The sequence below is a fragment of the Gluconacetobacter aggeris genome, from assembly GCF_014174395.1.
GTDB lineage: Bacteria > Pseudomonadota > Alphaproteobacteria > Acetobacterales > Acetobacteraceae > Gluconacetobacter > Gluconacetobacter aggeris.
Window position 1 is genome coordinate 313,086 of sequence record NZ_JABEQD010000001.1, and the last position, 23,663, is coordinate 336,748.

Consider the following 23,663-nt stretch of genomic DNA (forward strand, 5'->3'; position numbering starts at 1 on the left):
GCACGTGAACGCAAACGCGATGTATGCTGATTTCATCAGACGAAGACCTTTTTTTGAATACGGAAATATGGCCGTATCGACGACAGGGACAGGCGTATGGCCCACACCTGCCGCCGGACGGCGTGCATGCATTACCATCGACAAGATACAATAATTATTAAATTTGCTTTATAGAAAACAATCTATGCAAAATTATAATCTGAAATCCCGAAATGGATTCGAATATGAGAATTTTCAATCTCCAATAAAGACATTATCACGACGACACCTTCCAGAGGAACCATCCAAAACGGAGGATCGTCCAACGACCATATTTCGTGAATGTTTTTTGAATATCGCTTGTATCCGAAACCATGTTCTCGCGATGCCCGATGCGCCCATTTACACTTCCGATACAAAATCGAAAGGCTGACGCGCAATGTCGAAAAGAATGTTCCTGTTCCTGACCCTGTCGACCCTGACGGGCGGACTCCCCGTGATCACCATGTGCGGCGCCGCGGAGACACCATTCGCCACCCTGGTGCAACATGGCGATCGTGCGCGCGGCCGCGACCTGGCGGACGGCATGTGTTCCGAATGCCATAATTTCGATCGCGGCGGCGCGGCAATGATCGGACCGAACCTTTATGCCATACAAGGCCGCCCGGTCGCCTCCATGGCCGATTTCAATTTTTCGCCTGCCCTGCTCGCGCACAAATCGCAAGTCTGGACCGTCGACACGCTCTCCGCCTGGCTGAAAAACCCGGCCGCCTTCGCGCCGGGCACACGCATGGCGTTTGACGGCATCACGGATGATCGGGACCGGGCGGATATCGTGGCCTATCTGGACAGCCTGTCCGACAGGAAATGATCGGCACCCGTCACCGGGGGCGGAGACGCGGCAGCATCCGCCCCAGCGTATCGTCGCGCCTCACCAGATGATGCCACAGGGCGGCGCCGGCATGGCCGCATGCCAGCACGATGATGGCCCACGCACCATAATGATGCAGCCAGGCCAGGGCATTATGCCAGGACCGATCCAGCCGGCAGGCGCCGCAGCTTATGTTGGCGCCAAAGACGTAAAGCGGATGGGTGCCCGTCAATCGCCAGGCGACCCCATCGATCACTTCGGCAATCAGCAGGCCGTATAACAGCGCATGAACCCCCGGCACCAGCCGGCCAGGCAGGGGCGGCATACCGGTCCGGCGTGTCCAGCGCCAATACAGACGCACCAGAAGAAGCAGCGCGAACGCCACCCCGACACTGGTATGAATATTGCGGGCCGTCGCTTTCCAGACCGGCCCGAACCAGCCCCAGCTTTCGCCCATGGCGAATTGCAGGATCACGATGGCGGCGGTGATCCAGTGCAGCCGGCGCGTCACAGGATCGTAGGAAAGAGAGGGAGGATTCTGCATCGTGATCATTTCGCTTGGACCGACGGAATCCGATAGCCGTCGGTCAGGGTTTTCAAAAAGGCCACCAGGTCATCGACCTCGCGTTCCGAAAGAATCGGCCTGCCACCGCGTGTCTGGGCGGCGAAAGGCATGTCCGCTCGGTCCACGTTTCCGCGCAGATCGGGCGGCAGCCCGTCATAGGGCAGCGCCGCATCCTGCCGTCCATACCATCGATCGGGGTCGGTATCACGGGTGACATAGAATTCGACGACGTCGCGCAGGCTTTTCAGCGCCCCGTTATGGAAGAAGACATGCCGGCTGGCAACATTTCGCAAAGTCGGCGTCATGAACAGCCCGCAATACGCCCGATTGGCCGGGTCGCGCGCCAGGGTCAGGTCGGCGCGTAGCGGGCCGCACAGCCCCATGTCGTAGCCCCTGTGGCCGGCCGGTGCGTTATCCGGATTGGCGGGAACACCGATATCCTTGAAGAAGAAATCGGTGAACTGACCCACCGATGTCGCGCCGTCGCGTCCCGGCCCCTGGCCGGCCGTGTGACATGATGCACAGTTCGCACGGTCGGCATCGTTGAACAGCGCCATGCCCCGCTGTTCCTGCGCGCTCAGTGTCGCCTGGCCGCGCGTATAGAAATCATATTTGCTGCTATAGGGGTGAAAGGACGTATCCTCATGCTGGAAAGCCGCCAGCGCCGTCCCCATCGCCTGGACCAGGCGATCGGGCGTGGCGAATATGTCCGCGCCGAATAATTTGGTAAATGTTTGCACATAGTCCGGATTGCGCCGCACGCGCGCGCGGACCGCCGCGAGGTCGGGGTTCGCCATTTCGAAAGGGGTAGTCAGCGGGCTGGCCGACTGCGCCGCCACCGATGGCATGCGACCGTCCCAATCATAGCCGCCACCGGGACCACTGGCCGATTCATCCGGATTCTCCAAAGACACCGAGAAATCCGGATTTTCATCCCTGTATGTCAGGGTCGGGACGGCCCGGATTCCGGCCCGATCCAGGGCCGCGCCTCCCATCTGCACCCGCCGGGCATTGGCGGGTGCATAATGATTGGCCGGATCATGGCAACTGGCACAGGATTGCCGGCCGGAGGCCGACAGTCCGGAATCGAAGAATAATTGTCGGCCCAGCAGGGCAGCAGGCGACAGCCCGCCTGCCGCCCGCACGGTACCGGCGCCGCAGGGCGCGGACAGCAGGATAGCCAGCACGCACCACCCGGCGATCCGCCCGGCGGACCGGCTCGCCTTACCCGTGCGTCCCCGCCCGCCTGCCATCAATGTGCCGCCAGGGCGAACATCCTGACCATCGGCACGACCGGCGTCTGCACGAACGCGCCATCGGCCGGCTGGACGGCCGTTCCGTCATTGGCATGGCCGATATGCTCGGCGATGCCGAACGCATCCTCCATCGTGCGCAGCAGCGAATAGTGATTATAGGGCGTGTCGTCCTGCACGCCGCGCACACCGTGATTGGTGATCACCAGCATGGGAATGCGTCCGCCACCCTGATTGACCACGCCCTTGTGCGGCTGTCCGGCAGCGACCGGATGATAGCCGCAGCAGCCCTGTATGCCGGCGCCACCGCTGTCATCCTCGTCGAACGTGACCACGATCGCCACATTCATCCTGGACTTCCATTGGGGCGAAGCCTGGATATGATCCACCAGGGTCTGGACATAATTGTCGCCTGTCGTCAGCAGCGGCGACGGTCCGTAGCCACGGCCCTTGCACTCGGGGTGGTCGTTCATGGGGCCGGACGGACCATGATCGTCATGACACTGGTCAGGCACGAAATAGGCGAAACGCGGCAGCTTGCCCGTCGCCAGGTCGTTGAAGAAGGCCTGCTCGCCGCGATTGTGCGCGTGGAAATCCGCCGCCTCGCGGATATCGTCGAAATTGACCGATGGATTATGCTTGGACGCATACAGGCCGCGCACGTCGGCAGTGGTATCGTCCGATGCCGGATAGGTGGGCATTTCCGGCATGCTTTCGCCAGTCTGCGGATTGGTGGGCATGCTCTGGCTGTACATCGACCAGGAAATGCCAGCCTTGTTCAGTTGCGCAAAGAAATTCGGCACCGTGAAATGGTGCGCGACATAGGCCTTGTTCTTCTTGATGCCGTTACAGGGCCGGTTCATCGGCGCCATATCCGGCTTGCCGGCCACGATCGCCTTGTCGGCCGGCAGCGACGTGCCGTCGGCCTGGCAGTACCAGCCATCGTCATCCAGGACACCTTCCTGATCGCCGGCCATCATGGCGATATAGTTCGGTTCGCTGGGGTGGGTGATCCCGTAATAGGACGTGGCCGAATTATAAGTTCGCGCCAGTTCCGTCATATGGGGCGAGCTGGCCGGATCGGCACCGATGATTTCGCCATACTGGCGATTTTCCATCTCGATGACGATGATATTGTCGTAATGCGGCACGCCTTCCAGCATCGGAGCTGCGTGATGCGCGGCATGAGCCTGCTGGCCCGCCGCGAGCGCCGAAGTCACGAGCAGAGTAGCCCCGAGACGGCTGAAGATCGATCGCTTGGTCATGACTACCTTGTTTTTCATTCGTGAAACACGGCCGGGGAACATGTTTCCTTGCAGGATTCCGTCATACTGCCCCGACCGGACCGCCAGAAGGACGAAAACGCCCTTCCAGCATGAACTTTTTCGGACATTATTGACTGGAATTTACAAAGAGACATCGACACCGAACATGTAGGCCGAACCGAAATATTGCAGCTCGACCATTCTTTTCGCGGAGATGCCCTGTGTCGCGTTCTGCATCGTATTGGTGAAGTTTCGGGCCTGGAAATTGACGCTGACCCTACGATTGATCCGGTAGCTCGCGCCGATATCGAAATTCAGGAACGGCTGCACGTAGCTGTCCAGTGACGGGTCCGAACCCAGGCCAGTCATGGTCAGTCCCTGGTAATTGCCGTTGAACTGCACGTTGACCGGTCCGTAATTATAGAAGGCTTCGAAATTCCAGATATGGCTTGTGGTGTTGGGCAACGTCTCCTGCGTGCCGTTACGCTGCTGGCCGCGCGAATTCACATAGGTCATATTGCCGCCGACCCCGAACCCTTTGAGAAGGCCGGGCAGGAATTCGAATTGCTGCCGGTAGTTCAGTTCGAATCCGCGGGCGTAGGCGTCGGGGATATTGGCATAGGTGCTGACGGTGGCCTGACCGGGCAGATTGTAGCACCCCGTGCAATAATTCGTGTAATTGACGACATAGTTCTTGAACAGCTTGTAGAATGCGCCGCCGGAGATGATGCCACCATGCGGCAGGTAATATTCCATCGACACGTCGAAATTATTGCCGGTGGTCGGCTTCAGACCGGGATTGCCGATGCTGACCGCGTTCGTGGACGTATTGACCGTCTGGCTGGCCGTCACCTGGTTGAAGCCGGGCCGGCCAACGGCGGTGGACCAATTGGCGCGGGCGATCAGATTATCGGTGATATTGTAGCGCAACTGTACGGTCGGAAAGAAATTGGCATATTCCTGCCCCACCGCGCGCGGTGAGAGCGTGGTGACACCGCCCTGCGTAACCGTCTGCGTACCACGATAGACACCATCCGTCTTTTCGTAGCGGAAACCGGCAAGAATCCCCAAGCGACGCCAGGTCGCCTGGTATTGCAGATAGGTATTATAGACGTTCTCGTTATCGTTGATATATTGCTGCTGCGCCGTCGTACCGGCTGAGCTGGTAACATGTGGATAGATCGCGCCGTTCGCCAACTGGCTGACCTGGTGCGGGCCGGCCGGGTAGCCGATATTGTAAAGCCCGTCGAAGAACGTCCATCGGTCGCTGCCCGCAAGCTGCCCGGCAGTGACGCCGGGCAGGTTGGCGTAGGTATAGGTCGGGTCATAGTGCTGGATATGCGCCATGCGCAGACCGCCGCCGAAGCTGAGCATGCCCTTGAGCTCGCGGAACAGGTTCAGTTCCGTCGACGCCCCGACATGGCCGGTCCATTCATAATCCTTGTCATGCTGGATCTGGTTGCTCAAGGAGGACAGCTTGTACGCATTGTAATTCAGCGGGTTGACCCCGTTCAGCACCGTGACCATCGGGCGCAGGGGATTGGTCACATTGTCATAGCTGACCGGAACATTCTTCGGGCCAGCGAAATTGGAGACATAGGACGAGGTCTGGTCGACATTGTTCGCGGCCCAGGCACCGAAATAATCCAGCTTGAACCGGCCCAGCCTGCTGTCGCCGCCGAATTTGTAAACCCGTTCCATATCCGTGGTCTTGGTATTGGTCACGCCCTGCGTCAGGCTTGCCGTCCCCTCCTGCCCCGGATCGCCCAGCCCGGTCTTGGGGCTGAACGCGTAGATCAACTGATTCCTGACGACCGGCGCATAGATCGCCGATTCGAACATTTTCAGATAGATCTTGTTATGATGGTCGATATCCCAGCCCAGCGTGCCGCCGTAGGAATAACGCACCTTGTGCCCCGCATACATCACCTGCGATGCCTGCGCGACCTTGTTCGCCTGGCTGCCGACCGGATCGCCCGGCGCGAATTTCTGTTGCAGGTCCCCCATGTTCAACCAATCGGTCAAGCCGTTGAGGAAGAACGATACGCTGAACGGCCTGTCGCCCGACGCATGGGGATTGAAGGGGTCGCCATGCAGGCCGAACCGCATGCCGCCCGCCAGGGTGCCCTGAAAAACCGGCGTCGCGCTGGGGTCGCGATAGCCGCCCGCCAGGTGGAATTTCAGGAACGGGTCCTGATTTTCGCCAATATCGCGCGACAGGATGTTCATCTGGCCGCCCAGCGCGATAGCGTCCTGCTCGGGGCGGTTGGTCTTGGTAAGTTCCAGCGCCCCGGCCAGCGATGCCGGCATGGAATCCAGCGGCATGGCGCGGCCAGAGCCGCTCATCGAGCCGGCGGGCAGCAGAACGTCCTCGAACATCACGCCGTTGAGGCTGGAATCCAGGCCGCGTATCTGTAGCGCCCGCGATTCGCCGCTTTTGAAGATGATCGAGGCTCCGGGCATCCGGCGCATCGCATCACCCAGAACAAAATTCGGAATCTTCTCGATTTCCGACTGCGGCATCAGAACGACGATATTGGGCGCGTTCTTCTGGACCAGGCGCGCTTCCTCGATGGTGCCGAGGGCATTGGCCTTGGGCGGGCGCTTGAAACCCACGACCTGGAGATGCTCCGGGGCGGAGGAGCGCGCCGCGTCCGCGTGCCGCGCGCCACGTCCGGCGTCACTGCCATGAGATCGCTCGGCATCGGCATGCGACGCCCGCTCACCATGGTGCTTCTTGTTTTCCTTGTGCTTCTTCCCGTCATGATGGGATTTTTCCACCTTCTGTACATCCTGGGCATACAGAAGGGGAGCCCCGACGGGGGCCAACGCGGTCGCCAGGCATAGAAGCGTGCTGCGGCATAGCATCGGATGGATACGCATCGAAAATGACGACTCCAGGCGGTGCGGGCACGCTGGGCGGCCTCGCTGGATTTGACGGGGAAAGATCGGGATATCGGGGCCGCCGCACCCCGGAACGGGGTGCGGCGAACGGGATGTCAGGGCTTCTTCCTGGCGGCGACCTGGGCGACCGGATCGGGCGCCACGGAGTAGATGTCGAGCGCCGCCGGACCGTCCGGTGTCTTGGCGTGGGCGATATAAAGCTGCTTCAGCTTGTCGACATAGACGGAGACCTTGCCGGTCTTGGTGTCGATGCGCTGGATTTCGGTGAAATGATCGGCATCGTCGCGATGAAAGACACTCAACCCTTCGCTGCCGCTGACATACAGACGGGCATTTCCGCCGTCCCAGGTGATGCCGTCGGCCGTATCCACCGAACCGGCGGTGGAGAGCAGCGTACCATCGGTCGCATCGATCACCGACAGCTTGCCCGGCTTGCGGCCGATGACGAACAGGCGCTGGGTCTTGCCGTCATAGGCCATCGGCGTGATCAGATTCAGGCCGGGAACGGTCCAGATCGTCTTCAGCGTCCGCGTCGCCAGATCGATGACGGCGATCTGGTTCTTGTCGCGCAGGTTGGCGAACATCACGCCGCGCGCGTGATCGATGGCCATCATCTCGATATTGGACGACGGAATCGCGATCCGCGCGACTTCCTTGTAAGTCTTGACGTCGATCACGCTGATCGACGAGTTGTCGGACTTGTCCTTCTTGCCGCCGTTGCCGATATAGAAGAGACCCGCCTTCTTGTCGAAGACGGCTTCATCGGCGCCCTGACGCAGGGGGATGATCCTGGCGATCTTCAGCGACGGCACGTCGACCACGACGCAGCCCAGCTTGTCGTCCGAAACGAACATCTGATGCTGGCCGGCGACATAAGCGGGCGTATGCGGCAAGCCGAACCCGCCGGCCGAGGCCAGGTGCGCCCCGTCGCTGAGGCGGAACATTTCAACCGTCGCATGTTTTTCCGCCATGATCAGAAGGCGATCATCCTTCTTGTCCACGGCGAAATGATCGAAACCGCCTTCGGTGATTTCGGGCAATGGCGTGCTGCGCAGGAATTGCACCGGGCCGCTATCGGCATTCAACGGCGCGGCCATCGCCGTTCCGCAACCGACCAGAACCGTGCCCACAAGAAGGAAGAATTTTCTCATTTCTACAACATCCCATCCGTTCGGCAGTCATGGACCACCGGAAAAGGCGGTCTCCGCGACAACGGCGGATCAACTGCGAAATGAATGGCGGTGTTATAGTCGAGCGTATTGGAAACCTGCGTGAAGGTTATGAAGAACAATTGCGGCTGAATTTTTAAAACATTGGAAATTTTTTAGACTACCCGCAATCGCTGATGCCAGCCAGGTGCGCTGGCGCATATGTTTCATGCACGGATAGACGACGGGCGTGGTGAACAGGGTCAGCGCGTTTAAGTAATTCCCAAACTTCGTTCCGTCACGAACCGCGGGGTATCGCAATGGTGCAGCGCAGGCCAGGATCGTTGTCCGACAGGACGATGGTGCCGCCATGCAGCCGCGCGATCGCCCGCGCCATGCTCAGCCCCAGGCCGCTGCCCGGCACCGACCGGCTGGCATCCAGCCGCACGAACCGGTCGAAGACCTTCTCGCGACTCTCCGGTGGAATACCGGCTCCATTATCGGCAACGACCAGGATCGCGCAATCGTCGCGCACCTGCCGCGTGACCATGATCATGCTCCCGGCCGGCGTGTGGTTGATCGCGTTTTCCACCAGGTTGGACAGCATCTGCGACAGCAGGACGATATCCCCCCGTACAGTGATCGGCGCGGCATCGCCAGCCGCCAGGGACTGGCCCCGGTCCTCGGCCAGAGGGCGATACATTTCCACGATCTGGCCCACCAGAACGTCCAGCGGGACGGGCGACAGCACATCGGTGGCGATCCGGGCTTCGATCTGGGAAAGGCGAAGAAGAGAGGAAAAGATTTCCAGCGCTCCGTCCAGATCGTCCAGCGCGCCCTCGATCATGTCCCGTCCTTCGGCGGGCACGTTCGGGAACGCCGCCGCCGTCTCCAGCCTCTGGCGCAGGCGCGACAGCGGGCGGCGCATGTCGTGCGCGATATCGTTCGATACCTGGCGCAGGCTGGCGATCAATTGCTCGTTTTTCTCCAGCATCGCGTTCAGGCTGTGCGACAGATGGTCGAATTCGTCGTCACCCCCCTGATAGGGAATGCGCCGGGACATATCGCCATTCATGATCTGCCGCGCGGTGACGCTGATCGTCTCGATCCGCCCCAGGATGACCGCGCTGAGCAGCGTACCGCCGCCCACCCCCAGGACAGCGAAGCCGATGACACCCCACCCGAGCAGCATCCAGACATCACGCCGCAATTCGGTCAGGGAGCGCGCATTGAGGCCGACAAACAGATAGCCGTCCTTCAACAGGACCCCTTCGCCGAAGATCATCTGGGTCCGCTCGCCGGATGGCCGCCGATGTTCGTGCGACAGCCAGCGCAGACCGGGCCATGGATGCAGATGCAGCATGTTACCGGCGACCACGCGCTGCGAATCGTCCTGCAGGAGATAGAAGAATTCGGGTTCATGCCGCACAAGGCTCTGGATGACCGGCTGGATATCCGCCAGGTTGCGTCCCCCGGCGGATGACAGGATCTCAGCCACTTCCGCAGTCACCGCCCGGCGGATCTGCTGTTCCATGGAATGCTGGCTATGCAGGGCGGCCAGAAGAACGACAAACAGGCCGGACGCGATCAGCAGCCCGGCAAACAGCAGCACGATCCGGAAGGAGAGGCTGGACGCGATCCGGTACAGCCTGTCCAGCCCGAGCTTCACGGGGCCGTATCCGCTTGATCGGAGGAGGACCAATCATGGGACACCATGATGTAGCCGGCGCCACGAACGGTGCGGATCAACTGCCGCCCGTCAGGCCCCAGCTTGTCACGCAGGCGGCTGATATGATTTTCGACCAGATTGGTATGAACGGGAAAATCGACGTTCCAGGCATAATGCAGCAGCATCTTCCGCGACAGAATGACACCGGGATTGTGCATGAAATATTCCAGGACCTTGACCTCCTGGGGTTGCAACTGCAGTTTCACGCCGAAACGCGTCACGTCGCGTGACAGCAGGTCCAGCGTGATGCCGGCTGTCCGCAGAACCGTCGCAGCGCGCGCCGGGCCCGCGCGACGCACCAGCACGACCACCCGCGCCGCCAGTTCGCGCATGGCGAAAGGCTTGACCAGATAATCGTCCGCCCCGCCGCGCAGCCCTTCCACCCGACTGGACACGCCGTCCATCGTCGTCAGGACCAGTACAGGCGTGCGGATCTCCTCCTTGCGCAGCCGGGTCAGCACCTGCATGCCGTCCATGCCCGGGAGCATCCGGTCCAGCACGACGACGTCCCAGGGCTCGCGCAGGATATGGATCAGCCCTTCCATTCCATCGAAGGCGCATGTCACCGCAATGTCGTACTGCGCCAGACCTTCGCGGATATAGGCCGCCATGTCCGCGTCGTCCTCGACCAGCAGCAATCGTATCGGGGAATATTTTTTGCTCATGCCGGCGCGACAATAGCGGCAGCCGCCCCCCGAGCGTAAGCAGGACATCGACGATATGGGGATTTTTTAACCATCCTTCCCTACCGACCTGTCCCGTCGGCTCACAACGGGCTGGACAGGGGAGGACGCCATGGGAATAACTCCAGCCTTTACCCTGCCCTCCATGCCGGATCACTATACACGATGACCGCTCGCCCCCATCTTCTCGATGCCCTCCGTGACCAGGTCCTGCTCTGCGATGGCGGCATGGGCTCGCGCGTGCAGGTGCTCGACCTCGATGTCGAGCGCGATTACTGGGGGCAGGAGAACTGCACCGAGATCCTGAACCTGTCCCGCCCCGAACTGGTGCGCGAGATCCATCGCGGCTATTTCGAAGCCGGCGCGGACATGGTCGAAACCAACTCCTTCGGCGGCTCGCCCATCACGCTGGGCGAATTCGGCCTGACCGACCGGGCGCGCGAGATCAACCGCACCGCCGCCCACCTGGCGCGCGAGGCCGCCGAAAGCTTCGCCGACGGCCGCCACCGCTATGTCGTCGGTTCGATCGGGCCGGGCACCAAGCTGCCCTCGCTGGGCAATATCGATTACGACACGCTGGAAGCCGGCATCGCCGAGCAGTGCCGGGGCCTGATCGAAGGCGGCGTCGATGCGCTGCTGATCGAAACCTGCCAGGATACGCTCCAGATCAAGGCGGCGGTGAACGGTGCCAAGATCGCCCGCGCCGAGATGGGCACCGACACGCCGATCTTCGTGCAGGTGACGGTCGAGACCACCGGCACGCTGCTGGTCGGGCCGGACATCGCGGCGGCGGCCACCGCCATTCACGCGCTGGACGTACCGCTGATGGGGCTGAACTGCGCCACCGGCCCGCAGGAAATGGCCGAGCATGTGCGCTGGCTGGCCACCAACTGGCCAGGCCTGGTCTCCATCCAGCCCAATGCCGGCCTGCCCGAACTGGTCAACGGCCAGACCCACTACCCGCTCTCGCCCGCCGACATGGCAAGCTGGGTGGAACGCTTCATCACCGAGGACGGGCTGAACCTGGTCGGCGGCTGCTGCGGCACCTCCACCCCGCATATCGCGGCGCTGGACGCCATGCTGCGCCGCCGCGCCGAGGGCACCGGCCGCCACCGCCCCGCCCCCATCGTCCGCCGCCCGGTGTGGATTCCCTCGGTCGCCAGCCTCTACACGCAGGTACCGCTGCGGCAGGAAAACAGCTATTTCTCGATCGGCGAGCGCTGCAACGCCAACGGGTCCAAGAAATGGCGCACCCTCCAGGAAGAGGGCGATTGGGACGGCTGCGTCGCCGTGGGCCGCGAGCAGGTAGGCGAGGGCTCGAACGCGCTGGATGTCTGCACCGCCTTCGTCGGGCGTGACGAGATGCGCGAGATGAACGAGGTGGTGACCCGCTTCACCGCCTCGGTCAACGCGCCGCTGGTGATCGATTCCACCGAAACCCCGGTCATCGAGGCCGCGCTGAAACTGTATGGCGGCAAGGCGATCATCAACTCGATCAATTTCGAGGATGGCGAGGGCCACGCGACCGACCGCATGCTCCTGGCCCGCAAGTTCGGCGCCGCCGTGGTGGCGCTGACGATCGACGAAGTCGGCATGGCCAAGACGGCCGAGGACAAGCTGCGCATCGCCACCCGGCTGGTGGAGTTCGCCTGCGACCGGCACGGCCTGCCGCAGTCGGACCTGATGATCGACCCGCTGACCTTCACCATCGGCACCGGCGTCGAGGACGACCGCAAGCTGGGCCTGTGGACGCTGGAGGGTATCCGCCAGATCCATGAGCGCTTCCCCGAGATCCAGATCGTGCTGGGCCTGTCGAACATCTCGTTCGGCCTGAACCCGGCGGCGCGCGCGGTGCTGAATTCGGTGTTCCTGGATCACGCGGTGCGCGCGGGCATGACGGCGGCGATCGTCCATGTCTCGAAGATCCGCCCGCTGCACCTGATCCCCGAGGAAGAGGTGAAGGTCGCCGAAGACCTGATCTTCGACCGCCGCACGGAGGGCTACGACCCGCTGCAGAAGCTGCTGGAACTGTTCGCCGACCGCAAGGCCGGCGACGCGGTGAAGAAGGTCCGTGCCGAGACGGTGGAAGGCCGCCTGAAGGACCGCATCGTCGATGGCGACCGCAAGGGGCTGGAAGCCGATCTCGACGAGGCGATGGCCACCATCCCGCCGCTGGACATCATCAACACCATCCTGCTGGACGGCATGAAGGTGGTGGGCGAGCTGTTCGGCGCCGGCAAGATGCAGCTCCCCTTCGTGCTGCAATCGGCCGAGACGATGAAGGCCGCCGTCGCCCATCTGGAACCGCACATGGAGCGCGTCGAGGGCCAGGCGCGCGGCATCATCGTGCTGGCGACCGTCAAGGGCGACGTGCATGATATCGGCAAGAACCTGGTCGATATCATCCTGACCAATAACGGCTACCGGGTGATCAATCTGGGCATCAAGGTGCCGGTCGCCGACATGATCACCGCCGCGCGCGAGCACAACGCCGACGCGGTGGGCATGTCGGGCCTGCTGGTCAAATCGACCGTGATCATGCGTGAAAACCTGGAGGAAATGGCCCGCCAGGGGGTCGATCTGCCCGTGCTGCTGGGCGGCGCCGCGCTGACCCGCAATTATGTCGAGGAAGATTGCGTCGCCGCCTACGGCACCGACGGGCGCGTGGCCTATGCCCGCGACGCGTTCGACGGCCTGTCGCTGATGGATCAGGTGGCCAAGGGCGAGTTCGACAATTACCTGGCCGCCGTGCGCTCCCGCCGCGCCGGCAAGGCCACCCGCGCGCGCCCGCGCGACATGGAACAGCAGGAGCAGCGCGGCTTCGGCCCCGTCGACGCCGCCGCCGCCCGCGCCCGCCGCCACCGCCTGACGCGGGACGAGCCGGTCGTCACCCCGCCCTTCTGGGGAGCGCGGGTGCTGGAAGCCACGCCGGATGCCGTGCTGCCGTTCCTGAACGAGCGGTCGCTCTATCAATTCCAGTGGGGCTTCCGCAAACAGGGCCGCTCGCTGGACGATTTCATGGGCTGGGCCAAGCAGGAACTGCGCCCCGTGCTGCGCCGCATGCTGGCGTTGGCGGCCGAGCACGACATCCTGCGGCCCCAGGCCTCCTACGGCTACTGGAAGGCGGCGGGCCAGGGCAACGACCTGATCCTGTTCGCCGAGGACGGCACCACCGAGGTCGCGCGCTTCGCCCTGCCCCGCCAGCCGCGCGAGGACGGTGCCTGCATCGCCGATTTCGTGCGCGACGTGGATGACGAGGCCCGCGACGTGATCGGGCTGCAGGTCGTCACCGTGGGGCAGAAGGCGTCGGACATGGCCCGCGAATGGTTCGAGGCCAACCGCTACAAGGATTATCTCTACCTGCACGGGCTTTCGGTCGAGATGGCCGAGGCGATGGCCGAATATACCCACAAGCGCATCCGCGCCGAGCTGGGCTTCGCCGCCGAGGACGACCGCGACATGGCCAAGCTGCTGCAGCAGGGCTATCGCGGATCGCGCTATTCCTTCGGCTATCCCGCCTGCCCGAGGCTGGAAGACCAGGAACCGATCCTGAAGCTGCTGGATGCCGAGCGGATCGGCGTATCGCTGACCGACGGCTACCAGTTGCACCCGGAGCAGTCGACCTCGGCCCTGGTGGTCCTCAATCCGCAGGCGAAATATTTTTCGATCTGACGGCAAACCGCCATGCACGGCGCCAGCGCGATGTTGACCGCATGATCCGCCCCCCGGCATCATCGCGCCATGGCATCCACCTCCCCACCACCGCCGGGTAACGACAGCGCCGTCCCGCCGCCCGACGCACGGCGGGCGGTCGAGGCGCTGTGGCAGGCCCTGTCGCGGGATGCCGCCCAGGCCCCGCCTCCCACCGAGCGGGATATCCGCCGCCTGGCCCGCGCCTTCGGGCTGCATGGCGACCATTGCGTGGTGGGGCTGATCGCCGAGGACAAGGGCCAGCTCATTCGCGAGAGCGCCCATGTGCTGACCTGCCTGATGCGGATCTGGGCGGCGCGCGACCTCTCGGCCGGCGCGGTATGGACCGAGCTGGACCGGCGCACCCAGGTCGGCGAATTGCTGGTGATGCTGAACAATACGCAGCGCCGCCGCGCCGGCCGGCCCGCCGGACGGTCCCTGGACCGCCCATGGAAGATCCAGTCCACCAAGCTGCCCTGACGGAGCGGATGCGATCTTTCCTTTGGCACCACGGGGGCCGGGTGGCATAAGCGCCCGTGGATAACGCCCCTCGATCACGCCCTCCGGGCCGGATGGCCCGCCGCAGCACAAGGACAGTCCCGCCCCCATGTCTCGGGTCCCTTTTTCCCCAGCGTCCGGCCGGGTGGCCGGTCCTGGTCCATGAACGGAGCCTGGGTGGATCTGGCGGCTGCGCTGGTGGTGGTGGCTTCGGCGCTGTTCGGATGGGGGCGCGGCCTGGTCCGCGAAATCCTGGGCCTGGCGACCTGGGCCGGCGCGCTGGTCCTGGCCATGCGCTGGATGGAGCCGGTGCGGCAGGCGCTCACGCCATGGATCGACAACCCGCTGGTCGCGTCCGCCGCCGGCTTCGTGCTCCCCTTCATCGGGCTGCTGATCGTCTTCACGCTGGTGGCCCAGCTTCTCGGCCGGATCGTCCGCGACTCGGCGTTGGGCGGGCTGAACGGCCTGCTGGGCCTGCTGTTCGGCGGGCTGCGGGGCTATGTTCTCCTGGCCGTGCTCTACCTCGCCGTGGGGACGGAAGTGGCTCCGGCGGAATGGCCCCAGCCGGTGCAGGATGCGCGGGCAACGGCTTTCGTTGCCCGGGGGGCCTTCTTTCTGAGCGGGTTCCTGCCCATTTCCATGCAGGCACGCCTTGCGCAACCGCCGCAGACGCGCCATGACGCCCCGATATGACCCCTTAGCGGGGCCTCCCCAGTGCCAGCCCGGGGTCTCCGCCCGGTCGCCCGCCGAGGAAAGAGAGAACTGATCATGCCGATCCGCCCCACCGTCCCGCAGGCCGCTACCCACGGTTGCCCGGCCGCCGCGTGTCCGTCGGGCCACCGCGACGACGTGCCGCCGCAGTGGCACGACGACGACAAGCCGCATGAGGAATGCGGCGTCTTCGGCGTCTGGGACGTCAAGGACGCCTCGGCCCTGACGGCGCTGGGGCTGCACGCGCTCCAGCATCGCGGGCAGGAAGCCACCGGCATCGTGTCCTATGACGGCGAGCGTTTCCACACCCACAAGGGCCTGGGGCTGGTGGGCGACGTGTTCGGCGACGCGCGGGTCATGGCCACCCTGCCCGGCCACCGGGCGGTGGGCCACAACCGCTATGCCACCACCGGCGCCACGCTGATCCGCAACGTGCAGCCGCTGTTCGCCGATTTCGAGTTCGGCGGCCTGGCGGTGGCGCATAACGGCAACCTGACGAACGCCGAGACCCTGAAGCGCGCGCTGGTGCGCCGTGGCTGCATCTTCCAGTCCACGACCGACAGCGAGGTGTTCATCCACCTGATCGCCATCTCGCTCTATGCCTCGGTGATCGACCGGCTGATCGACGCGCTGAAGCAGGTGCTGGGCGCCTATTCGCTGGTGGTGCTGTCGCGCGACGCGCTGATCGGCGTGCGCGACCCGTTGGGCGTGCGGCCGCTGATCCTGGGCCGCATCCCCGGCGAGACCGAGTCCGCCCCGCCATCCTGGGTGCTGGCCAGCGAGACCTGCGCGCTGGATATCGTGGGCGCGGAATTCGTCCGCGATGTCGAGCCCGGCGAAGTCGTGATCATCGACAATGACGGCGTACGCTCGGTCAAGCCCTTCGGCGAGCAGAAGGGCCGGTTCTGCGTGTTCGAATATATCTATTTCGCGCGCCCGGACTCGGTGCTGGACGGCATGCCGGTCTATGAGGCGCGCAAGCGCATCGGCATCGAACTGGCTCGCGAAAGCGGGATCGAGGCCGACGTGATCGTCCCGGTGCCGGATTCCGGCGTGCCCTCGGCCATGGGCTATGCCATGGCCAGCGGCATTCCCTTCGAGCTGGGCATCATCCGCAACCATTATGTCGGCCGCACCTTCATCGAGCCGACCGACCAGATCCGCCATCTGGGCGTGAAGCTGAAACATTCGACCAACCGCCCGGTGCTGGACGGCAAGCGCGTGGTGCTGGTCGATGACTCGATCGTGCGCGGCACCACCTCGCGCAAGATCGTGGACATGGTCCGCGCCGCCGGCGCGCGCGAGGTGCATATGCGCATCTCCTCGCCGCCGACCACGCATTCCTGCTTCTACGGCATCGACACGCCCGAGCGCAGCAAGCTGCTGGCCGCCCAGCACGATCTGAAGGAAATGGCCGAGCTGATCGGCGTCGACAGCCTGGCCTTCATCTCGTTCGACGGGCTGTACCGCGCCCTGGGCCATGAGGGCCGCGAGGCGGCGGCGGGCCGCTACTGCGATGCCTGCTTCACCGGTGACTACCCGATCGCCCTGGTCGATTACGAGGCCGCCGGCGGCGACCCGCACTGCGCGTGACCGCCGGCCGGGCATGAGGCGGCAGGGCGCCCCCCCATCATGCTGACGGGCAGCGTGGCGCTGGTGACCGGTGCCAGCCGCGGCATCGGCCGTGCCACCGCCCTGGCCCTGGCCGATGCCGGAGCCCATTGCATCCTCACCGCCCGCACACCGGGCGGGCTGGAGGAAACCGACGATTTGATCGCACGGCGCACCGGCCGGCACGCGACCCTGCTGCCCATGGACCTGCGGGACGGGGCGGCGATCGACGCGCTGGGCCCCTCGATCGCGGCGCGCTTCGGCCGGCTGGACGTGCTGGTCCATTGTGCCGCCATGCTGGGCGTGCTCACGCCCGTCACCCATATGCGCGACATCGACTGGGACACCACGCTGGCGGTCAACGCCACCGCCGCCTGGCGGCTGATCCGCACCACGGCCCCGCTGCTGGAGCGCGCACCGGCCGGCCGCGCCCTGTTCCTGACCGACGGGCATGCCGCCCGCCCCGCCAGCTTCTGGGGCATGATGGCGGCCTCGAAAGCGGCGATGGAGGCCGCGGTGCTGGCCTGGGCCGATGAAATCGGTCCGGATTCGGCATTGCGGGTCAATCTGTACGATCCCGGCCCGGTGGCCACCCGGCTGCGGGTGCAGGCCATGCCCGCCGCCGACTTGTCCGCCTTGCCCCGGCCCGAAGACGCCGCCGCGGCCATCGCCGCCCTGTGCCGTCCTGACGCGCAGCTTCACGGGCAGAGGATCGTGGCCGCGGGAGCCTGACGCGCGCGCCCGATCCTGTTATGACACCGACATGGCCAAGAAACCCCAGATACCCGGCACCCCGGCGACGCTGGCGCTGACCCGTGCCGGGATCGCCTTCACCCCCGTGACCTACACATACGACCCCGATGCCGACCGGCTGGGCGTACAGGCCGCCGAAGCGATCGGCGAGCCCCCCGCCCGGGTGTTCAAGACCCTGATGGCGGAAATCGACGGCAAAGCCGTCTGCGTCGTGGTGCCGTCGGACCACGAGGTCAGCATGAAGAAGCTGGCCGCCGCCTTCGGCGGCAAGAGCGCGAAGATGATGAAGCCAGCCGATGCCGAGCGCATCACCGGCTTTCGTGTCGGCGGCATCAGCCCGTTCGGGCAGAAGAAGCGCGTGCCCACGGCTTTCGCCCGGCAGGCGGCCGATCTGCCCTATCTCTACACCAATGGCGGGCAGCGGGGCTTGCAGATACGCCTTGCCCCGGCCGATGCGCTGCGCGCCAGCGAGGCCATGCTGGCGGATCTGACGGCGGAGTGATCTTCTTTTTCTGAAGAAAAAGAAGCAAAAAGACTTTTGATTCGTTCAGGGCCCTCGCGTGGCCCCGCAAAAAAACGCCTGAACGAATCAAAGTTTTTTGGTTCTTTTTTTCAAAAAAGAACGCCTTCCTTTTTTATCCCTGCTGCTGCGAGGGATCGGCCATCTGGACCGGCGCGGTCGGGAACTTGCCCGATTTCGCGACCACTTCCGGGTCCTCGTTCGCTGCCGGCAGGTAGACATGAGGCAGGATGGCATTCAGCCGGCTGGCCACCTGGTCGCTGATATCGACCTGCGGCCCATGCAGTACGGTCAGGCCCGACTGCACCACCAGGGTCAGCCCGCGCGCCTTCGCCACACTGTTCACCACCTGGCCGATTTCGCGCTGGACCTGGTTCAGCGCGATCTGGATATCTTCCTCCAGGATCCGGTTGCGGTTGCCGAACTTGCGCTGGTCGGCCGCCACGCGCTGCTGCAGGCTGCGCTGCTGGGCTTCGGCCTCGGGCCGGGGCGCGTTCATCATCTGCTGGCGCAGGGCCTGGATCTGCCCCTCCTCGGCCCGCACGTCGCGGATCAGGGCGTCGCGCCGCGTGCCCATTTCCTTCTCGACCTCCTGGATCGCGACGGATTGCCGCATGATCGCATCGGTGTCGAACACACCGACGATCGGGGCGGGCGGCTTGGCACCGGCCGGCAGCGGCCCGAAATCGGGCACCGGCGGTGCCGGCAGCAGGGGCTGCTGGTCGGTGGCGGCGGGTGCCGCAGCCGGCGCGGGGGCCGCGACGGCAGGGGTCAGGACGGCGCCCATCCCGGTCACAACGAAGAATCCGGCCAGAAGCCGACGGCACGAGGTCCGGGAAATATCGGTCATGATCGCAATCCGTAAGGCAGGGAGCAAACGCGACGGCGCGAGGGCCGGAGACGGCAAAAAGAGCAATGCTGCCCTGCCTAGCCGATCACCGGGAGCATGACCAGTCCTCGGCCGTTCAAACACATGCATGCGCGCGAGGATCGGGCCTATACTCGCCCTTCCACGCCCCCTCTCCGAAAGGCCCTTCGCCATGAGACCGCGTTGCCACCTTGCCGGGTGCCTCACCTTCGCCGCCCTGTGCCTGCCACCGGCGCTGCCCCTGGCGCATGCCGCACCTGGACCTGCCACACGGGGACCTGCCACACGGGGACCTGTCGCACGAGGACCTGCCACGCCGGCGCCGCATTCCGCCTATCCCGATGGAACCGGCGATTCGCTGGTCGACCGGCTGAACGCGGCCCAGTTGCCGCAGAGCTATCGCGGGCCGCTCTATTATCAGGGCCAGCCCATTCCCCCGGCCCAGCCGCTGGATGTGCAGTCCCTGCCCCCGAACGTGCCGCAGATCGTGCCCCCGCCACCGCCCGGCGCCCGCGCGCCCGAGCCCTCCATGCGGCCGCCCGGCCTGACCGGCAGCACCCTGCCGCCACCGGAGCCCCCCTGCGCCGGCGCCTGCTGAGGGGGCGGGCCGCGCCATAATTCCGCTGCAATTCCAGATCAGACTATATGTGTGACGTCGGTGCGTGATGCAAATGTTCCCGGCGTCACACCGCTGGTTACAGCATCCCGTACAATCGCCACATCACGGGCGTATGGGAAAGGAAGATCAGCCCCAGCCCAGAGGCGAACAGCAGTTTCAGCCCCAGCGGGCCACCCGCCGACACCAGCGCATCCAGCGTCAGGGCCTGCATGCACGGGTCGACCGGCCGTATCGGCCGCCCCCGTGCGTCGCACACCGCCGGCGCCGCGACCCGCGCCCGCCATTCCTGCCGCTGCCGCGCTTCTTCGGCCGCCGAAATCCGCGCCCGCCCGTAGAGCAGGGTCACATAGCGATCCAGGTCCTCGACCCGATACATCAGCGTCCGCCCGTTCCGCGCCGCCGGGCGCGGCCCCGCGTGCAGCAGGCCGAGCATGCGCAGCCGCCGCGATGGAATACCCAGATAGACGGCAGCATCGGCCAGGGGCAGCATGCGCCGCAGGGGAAAGACATGAACGGTCGCCAAACCGTCATTGGCGCCATCCGGAGGAGTGAGGCCGCTCATTCCCTCGACGATGTTGCCCCACGGCTCCGCCTGTCAATCATAACCTGCTCCGACAGCGGGACCGTTTCCGGATAACGCTTATGCCGGATTGCGGGTCACAGTCCGCTAGCGGCAGATATGCCGTTCGCCATCCGCACCGATATAGGTGCCCGTCAGAGGGTCGAAGCAGGCATTGGCCGTGCAGGCATTGCCCGATACCAGCGGGGCCGGATTCAACCGGGCCGCCATGCCCTGCGTCGTATGCGCGGCGGCGCCGCAGAGCGGCGTGTCGAGCGGGGCGGAAGGGTCGTTCACCAATTGCGCCTCGTTGGCAGGCGGCGGGGCTTCCACCGCCGTTCCGGGCGCGAACTGCAGGGGCGGATGCCGCACCGGCTTGGGGGCCACGGGCGCGGGGGGCTTGGCGCAGCCGGCCAGCAGCGCCATGGCGCACAGCGCCGACAGGCCGGTGAGCCGGGTGAAAGAAGACCGGGGACGTTCGTTCATGGCTCTGTCCTGTGCGCTCCGGCCGGCCATCGGGCAAGCCATTCCCGTCCCATCCATCATCCGCCTCATCGCCATCATCTGTCTTATCGTTGGTACGGTCAAAGATCGAGCTGCCCCTGCGATGCGTCGGGCCGCAGGGCACGGACCTCCGCCACGCCGTCGGCGAAGGTCAGTTCCAGCCGCCCGCCCGGCCGCACGTCGGCCGCACGGGTCACCGCCATGCCCGACGGATCGCGCACCAGCACATAGCCGCGTTCCAGCACCGCCATGGGCGAGAGCGATTCCAGCCGCCCCGCCAACCCGTTCAGGTGGGCGCGCCGCTCGCGCACCATCGCCGCCAGCGGAGCGGCCGACAGGCGGGCCCGGTCGGTGCGCGCCCGGCGGTCGCGCAGCGTCTGCCGCAGGCCCGACAGCAGATGGCTGGCCACGAGGTCCAGCCGGGCGCGGCCCGGGCCGGTCAGCAGCAGGGGCGAGGGCATCATGCGCCCGGTCGCCAGCAGGGCGGCGCGCCGCCGTTCGATCAGCCCCGGCAGCGCGCGGTCCAGCCGCGCGCCCCGATCATCCACCCGCATCCGCGCCGTGCCCAGCAGCGACGGCAGGTCGGGCATCCGCGCCGCCGTCCGGTCCAGCCGCAGCCGCGCCGTCTGCGTCAGGCGGGCCAGTCCGCTGGTCAGGCGCGCGGCGCGATGCGCCAGGTCGGCCACCAGTTCGGCCCGTGCCGGCACCGCCATCTCGGCCGCCGCCGTGGGGGTGGGTGCCCGCCGGTCGGACACGAAATCGATCAGCGTGGTGTCGGTCTCGTGCCCCACGGCCGAAATCAGCGGAATGCGGCAGGCATCCACCGCCCGCAGCACGGCTTCGTCGTTGAAGGCCATCAGGTCTTCCAGCGACCCGCCACCGCGCGCGACGATCAGCACGTCGGGACGCGGCACCGGCCCTCGCCCGTCGATCGCATCGAAGCCCGCGATGGCGGCGGCGATCTGCGCCGCAGCACCCTCGCCCTGCACGGCGACCGGCCAGACCAGCAGCCGGCGGGGAAAACGCCGGGCCACGGTGGTGCGGATATCATGCAGCACCGCTCCCTGCGCCGAGGTGACGATGCCGATCACATCGGGCAGGAACGGCAGCGCCCGCTTGCGCGCGGCGTCGAACAGCCCTTCTTCGGCCAGCTTCAGGCGCAGCCGCTCGATACGCGCCAGCAGCGCGCCCTCGCCGGCATATTCCATCCGCTCGACGATCAACTGGTAGGACGAGCGCTCGCCGTACGACGACACCTTGCCCGTCGCGATGATCTCCAGCCCGTTTTCCGGCACCAGCCCCAGCCGCGACACCGACCCGCGCCAGACCACGCCCGAAATCTTCCCGCCTTCGTCCTTCAGCGAGAAATAAAGATGCCCGGACGGGTAGCGTTTGAATTCCGTGATCTCGCCGCGCACGCGCACGCGGCCGAAATTGCCCTCCAGCGTGCGGCGGATCGCCCCCGAAATCTCGGAGACCGAATATTCGGGCACGTTGCCCGCCATGGGGCCCGGTCCAGCGCCGCCGGAAGTGCGAAGAGTTTCGTCCATCGGCACAGGGTATGATAGAGACGGCCTCCCCGGAAGGCCCGGGGCGTACGAGGAACAGGGAAACGAATTGATGCGGGTGCTTCTGGTCGGATCGGGTGGACGGGAACATGCGATGGCGGCGGCGATCGCGCGCTCGCCCGCGCTTGAGGCCCTGTTCATTGCACCGGGCAATCCGGGCACCGCCGCGCTGGGCACCAATGTCGCCATCGCCGTCGACGACGTACCCGCCCTGGTGGCCTTCGCCAGGGCCGAGCGGATCGACCTGGTGGTGCCCGGCCCCGAGGCGCCGCTGGTCGCGGGCCTGGCCGATGCCTGCCGCGATGCCGGCATCCCCTGCGCCGGCCCCAGCCGCGCCGCCGCCGAACTGGAAGGCAGCAAGAGCTTCACCAAGGAAGTCTGCGACGCCGCCCATATCCCCACCGCCCGGTGGGAACGGTTCGACTCCGCCGCTCCGGCGCTGGATTTCATCCGCCGCCGTGGCGCGCCGATCGTGATCAAGGCCGACGGCCTGGCCGCCGGCAAGGGCGTGGTGGTGGCCATGACCGTCGCCGAGGCCGAGGACGCCATCCGGTCCATGATGGACGACGCCACGCTGGGGGCCGCCGGACAGTCGGTGGTGATCGAGGAATGCCTGATCGGCGACGAGGTGTCGCTGTTCGCCTTCTGCGCCGACGAAACCGCCGTGCTGATCGGCGCGGCGCAGGACCACAAGCGCATCGGCGAGGGCGATACCGGCCCCAATACCGGCGGCATGGGCGCGGTCTCGCCCCCCACCGGCTTCGACCGCGCGCGACAGGAAGCGGCGCTCGACCTGCTGGTCCGCCCGATGCTGGCCGAAATGGTCCGCCGCGGCACCCCCTTCCGCGGAATCATCTTCGCCGGCCTGATGCTGACGGCCGAGGGCCCGAAGCTGATCGAATATAACGTCCGCTTCGGCGACCCCGAGGCCCAGGCCCTGCTGATCCGCCTGCAATCCGACTTGCTGCCCGCCCTGGCCTCCGTCGCCGCCGGCACGCTGGACGCGGCGGACATCCGCTTCTCCGACGAACACTCCATCAGCATCGTGCTGGCCGCGCGCGGCTATCCCGGCAAACCCGCCGCCGGCGGCGTGATCACGGGATTGGAAGACGCCGCCGCCGAACCCGGCGTGCGCATCTTCCATGCCGGCACCAAACGCAATGACCAGGACCAGATCGTCGCGGCCGGCGGTCGCGTGCTGACGGTCTGCGCCACCGGCGCGACGCTGGGCGAAGCCCGCAGCCGCGCCTACCACGCCATCGAAGCCATCACCTGGGATGATGCGGTATGGCGCCGCGACATCGGCGACCGCGCCCTGCGCGCCGCATCGGGCTGATCGCTTTCTGCCAGCCTGTCAGGCGACGC

The 23,663-nt window shown here is 65.5% G+C and carries 20 protein-coding genes; 9 read left to right on the forward strand and 11 right to left on the reverse strand.

Features of this window, described 5'->3' with window-relative positions; all coding sequences use genetic code 11:
* The first annotated feature begins 418 nt into the window (after positions 1-418).
* Entirely contained in the window at positions 419-850 is a 432-nt protein-coding gene (locus HLH36_RS01420) for a c-type cytochrome (protein ID WP_182984708.1), read from the forward strand.
* Between the two features lie 10 nt (positions 851-860).
* Here HLH36_RS01420 and HLH36_RS01425 read toward each other — a convergent pair whose 3' ends face one another.
* The 7 genes from HLH36_RS01425 to HLH36_RS01455 all read right to left on the reverse strand — a co-directional run bounded on the left by HLH36_RS01425 (position 861) and on the right by HLH36_RS01455 (position 10,379).
* Positions 861-1,394 carry a cytochrome b gene (locus HLH36_RS01425; protein ID WP_182964838.1) on the reverse strand — a complete coding sequence of 178 codons (534 nt, stop codon included), beginning with the start codon at positions 1,392-1,394 and terminating at the stop codon, positions 861-863.
* A 5-nt stretch (positions 1,395-1,399) separates the two neighbouring features.
* Positions 1,400-2,668 carry a cytochrome-c peroxidase gene (locus HLH36_RS01430; RefSeq protein ID WP_182984709.1) on the reverse strand — a complete coding sequence of 423 codons (1,269 nt, stop codon included), beginning with the start codon at positions 2,666-2,668 and terminating at the stop codon, positions 1,400-1,402.
* The gene (locus HLH36_RS01435; protein WP_182984710.1) at positions 2,668-3,933 is read right to left on the reverse strand and encodes an alkaline phosphatase family protein; all 1,266 of its coding nucleotides are present in this window, start codon (positions 3,931-3,933) and stop codon (positions 2,668-2,670) included. Before HLH36_RS01435 ends, HLH36_RS01430 begins: the two co-directional genes overlap by 1 nt.
* Positions 3,934-4,074: 141 nt before the next feature.
* Complete coding sequence (locus HLH36_RS01440) at positions 4,075-6,714, reverse strand: TonB-dependent receptor (protein WP_182984711.1); 2,640 nt, start codon at positions 6,712-6,714, stop codon at positions 4,075-4,077.
* A gap of 218 nt (positions 6,715-6,932) precedes the next feature.
* Positions 6,933-7,988 carry a YncE family protein gene (locus HLH36_RS01445; RefSeq protein WP_182984712.1) on the reverse strand — a complete coding sequence of 352 codons (1,056 nt, stop codon included), beginning with the start codon at positions 7,986-7,988 and terminating at the stop codon, positions 6,933-6,935.
* Between the two features lie 295 nt (positions 7,989-8,283).
* A complete protein-coding gene (locus HLH36_RS01450) occupies positions 8,284-9,654 on the reverse strand; it encodes a sensor histidine kinase (RefSeq protein ID WP_338030364.1) in 1,371 nt (456 codons plus the stop codon).
* Positions 9,651-10,379, reverse strand: a complete 729-nt coding sequence (locus tag HLH36_RS01455) for a response regulator transcription factor (protein ID WP_182984713.1) — start codon at positions 10,377-10,379, stop codon at positions 9,651-9,653. The genes HLH36_RS01450 and HLH36_RS01455 overlap by 4 nt, the downstream gene beginning before the upstream one ends.
* Before the next feature lie 183 nt (positions 10,380-10,562).
* Between HLH36_RS01455 and metH the strand changes: the two genes are divergently transcribed.
* The 6 genes from metH (at position 10,563) to ybaK (ending at position 18,162) form a co-directional block, all read left to right on the forward strand.
* Positions 10,563-14,069, forward strand: coding sequence for a methionine synthase (gene metH, locus HLH36_RS01460; protein ID WP_182984714.1), 3,507 nt, complete (start codon positions 10,563-10,565; stop codon positions 14,067-14,069).
* A 69-nt stretch (positions 14,070-14,138) separates the two neighbouring features.
* Positions 14,139-14,567, forward strand: coding sequence for a phosphoribosyl-ATP pyrophosphatase (locus HLH36_RS01465; protein WP_182984715.1), 429 nt, complete (start codon positions 14,139-14,141; stop codon positions 14,565-14,567).
* A 180-nt stretch (positions 14,568-14,747) separates the two neighbouring features.
* Positions 14,748-15,278, forward strand: a complete 531-nt coding sequence (locus HLH36_RS01470; protein ID WP_182984716.1) for a CvpA family protein — start codon at positions 14,748-14,750, stop codon at positions 15,276-15,278.
* 75 nt (positions 15,279-15,353) lie between these two features.
* Positions 15,354-16,889 carry an amidophosphoribosyltransferase gene (gene purF, locus HLH36_RS01475; protein WP_220792656.1) on the forward strand — a complete coding sequence of 512 codons (1,536 nt, stop codon included), beginning with the start codon at positions 15,354-15,356 and terminating at the stop codon, positions 16,887-16,889.
* A gap of 39 nt (positions 16,890-16,928) precedes the next feature.
* Positions 16,929-17,639 (forward strand): SDR family NAD(P)-dependent oxidoreductase, encoded by a 711-nt coding sequence (locus HLH36_RS01480; protein ID WP_182984717.1) that lies wholly within the window; start codon positions 16,929-16,931, stop codon positions 17,637-17,639.
* Positions 17,640-17,670: 31 nt separating this feature from the next.
* Entirely contained in the window at positions 17,671-18,162 is a 492-nt protein-coding gene (gene ybaK, locus HLH36_RS01485) for a Cys-tRNA(Pro) deacylase (protein WP_182984718.1), read from the forward strand.
* A gap of 133 nt (positions 18,163-18,295) precedes the next feature.
* On the opposite strand, the gene HLH36_RS01490 is transcribed toward ybaK, so the two are convergent.
* Positions 18,296-19,030 carry an OmpH family outer membrane protein gene (locus tag HLH36_RS01490; RefSeq protein ID WP_182984719.1) on the reverse strand — a complete coding sequence of 245 codons (735 nt, stop codon included), beginning with the start codon at positions 19,028-19,030 and terminating at the stop codon, positions 18,296-18,298.
* A 190-nt stretch (positions 19,031-19,220) separates the two neighbouring features.
* Here HLH36_RS01490 and HLH36_RS01495 point away from each other — a divergent pair, with 190 nt between their 5' ends.
* Entirely contained in the window at positions 19,221-19,646 is a 426-nt protein-coding gene (locus HLH36_RS01495) for a hypothetical protein (RefSeq protein ID WP_182984720.1), read from the forward strand.
* A gap of 97 nt (positions 19,647-19,743) precedes the next feature.
* Here HLH36_RS01495 and HLH36_RS01500 read toward each other — a convergent pair whose 3' ends face one another.
* The 3 genes from HLH36_RS01500 to xseA all read right to left on the reverse strand — a co-directional run bounded on the left by HLH36_RS01500 (position 19,744) and on the right by xseA (position 22,280).
* Entirely contained in the window at positions 19,744-20,229 is a 486-nt protein-coding gene (locus tag HLH36_RS01500) for a MerR family transcriptional regulator (RefSeq protein ID WP_182984721.1), read from the reverse strand.
* A 105-nt stretch (positions 20,230-20,334) separates the two neighbouring features.
* Entirely contained in the window at positions 20,335-20,712 is a 378-nt protein-coding gene (locus HLH36_RS01505) for a BA14K family protein (RefSeq protein ID WP_246376288.1), read from the reverse strand.
* Between the two features lie 98 nt (positions 20,713-20,810).
* Positions 20,811-22,280 carry an exodeoxyribonuclease VII large subunit gene (gene xseA / locus HLH36_RS01510; protein ID WP_182984722.1) on the reverse strand — a complete coding sequence of 490 codons (1,470 nt, stop codon included), beginning with the start codon at positions 22,278-22,280 and terminating at the stop codon, positions 20,811-20,813.
* A 70-nt stretch (positions 22,281-22,350) separates the two neighbouring features.
* On the opposite strand from xseA, the gene purD reads away from it, so the two are divergent.
* Complete coding sequence (purD, locus tag HLH36_RS01515; protein WP_182984723.1) at positions 22,351-23,634, forward strand: phosphoribosylamine--glycine ligase; 1,284 nt, start codon at positions 22,351-22,353, stop codon at positions 23,632-23,634.
* Positions 23,635-23,663: the final 29 nt, after the last annotated feature.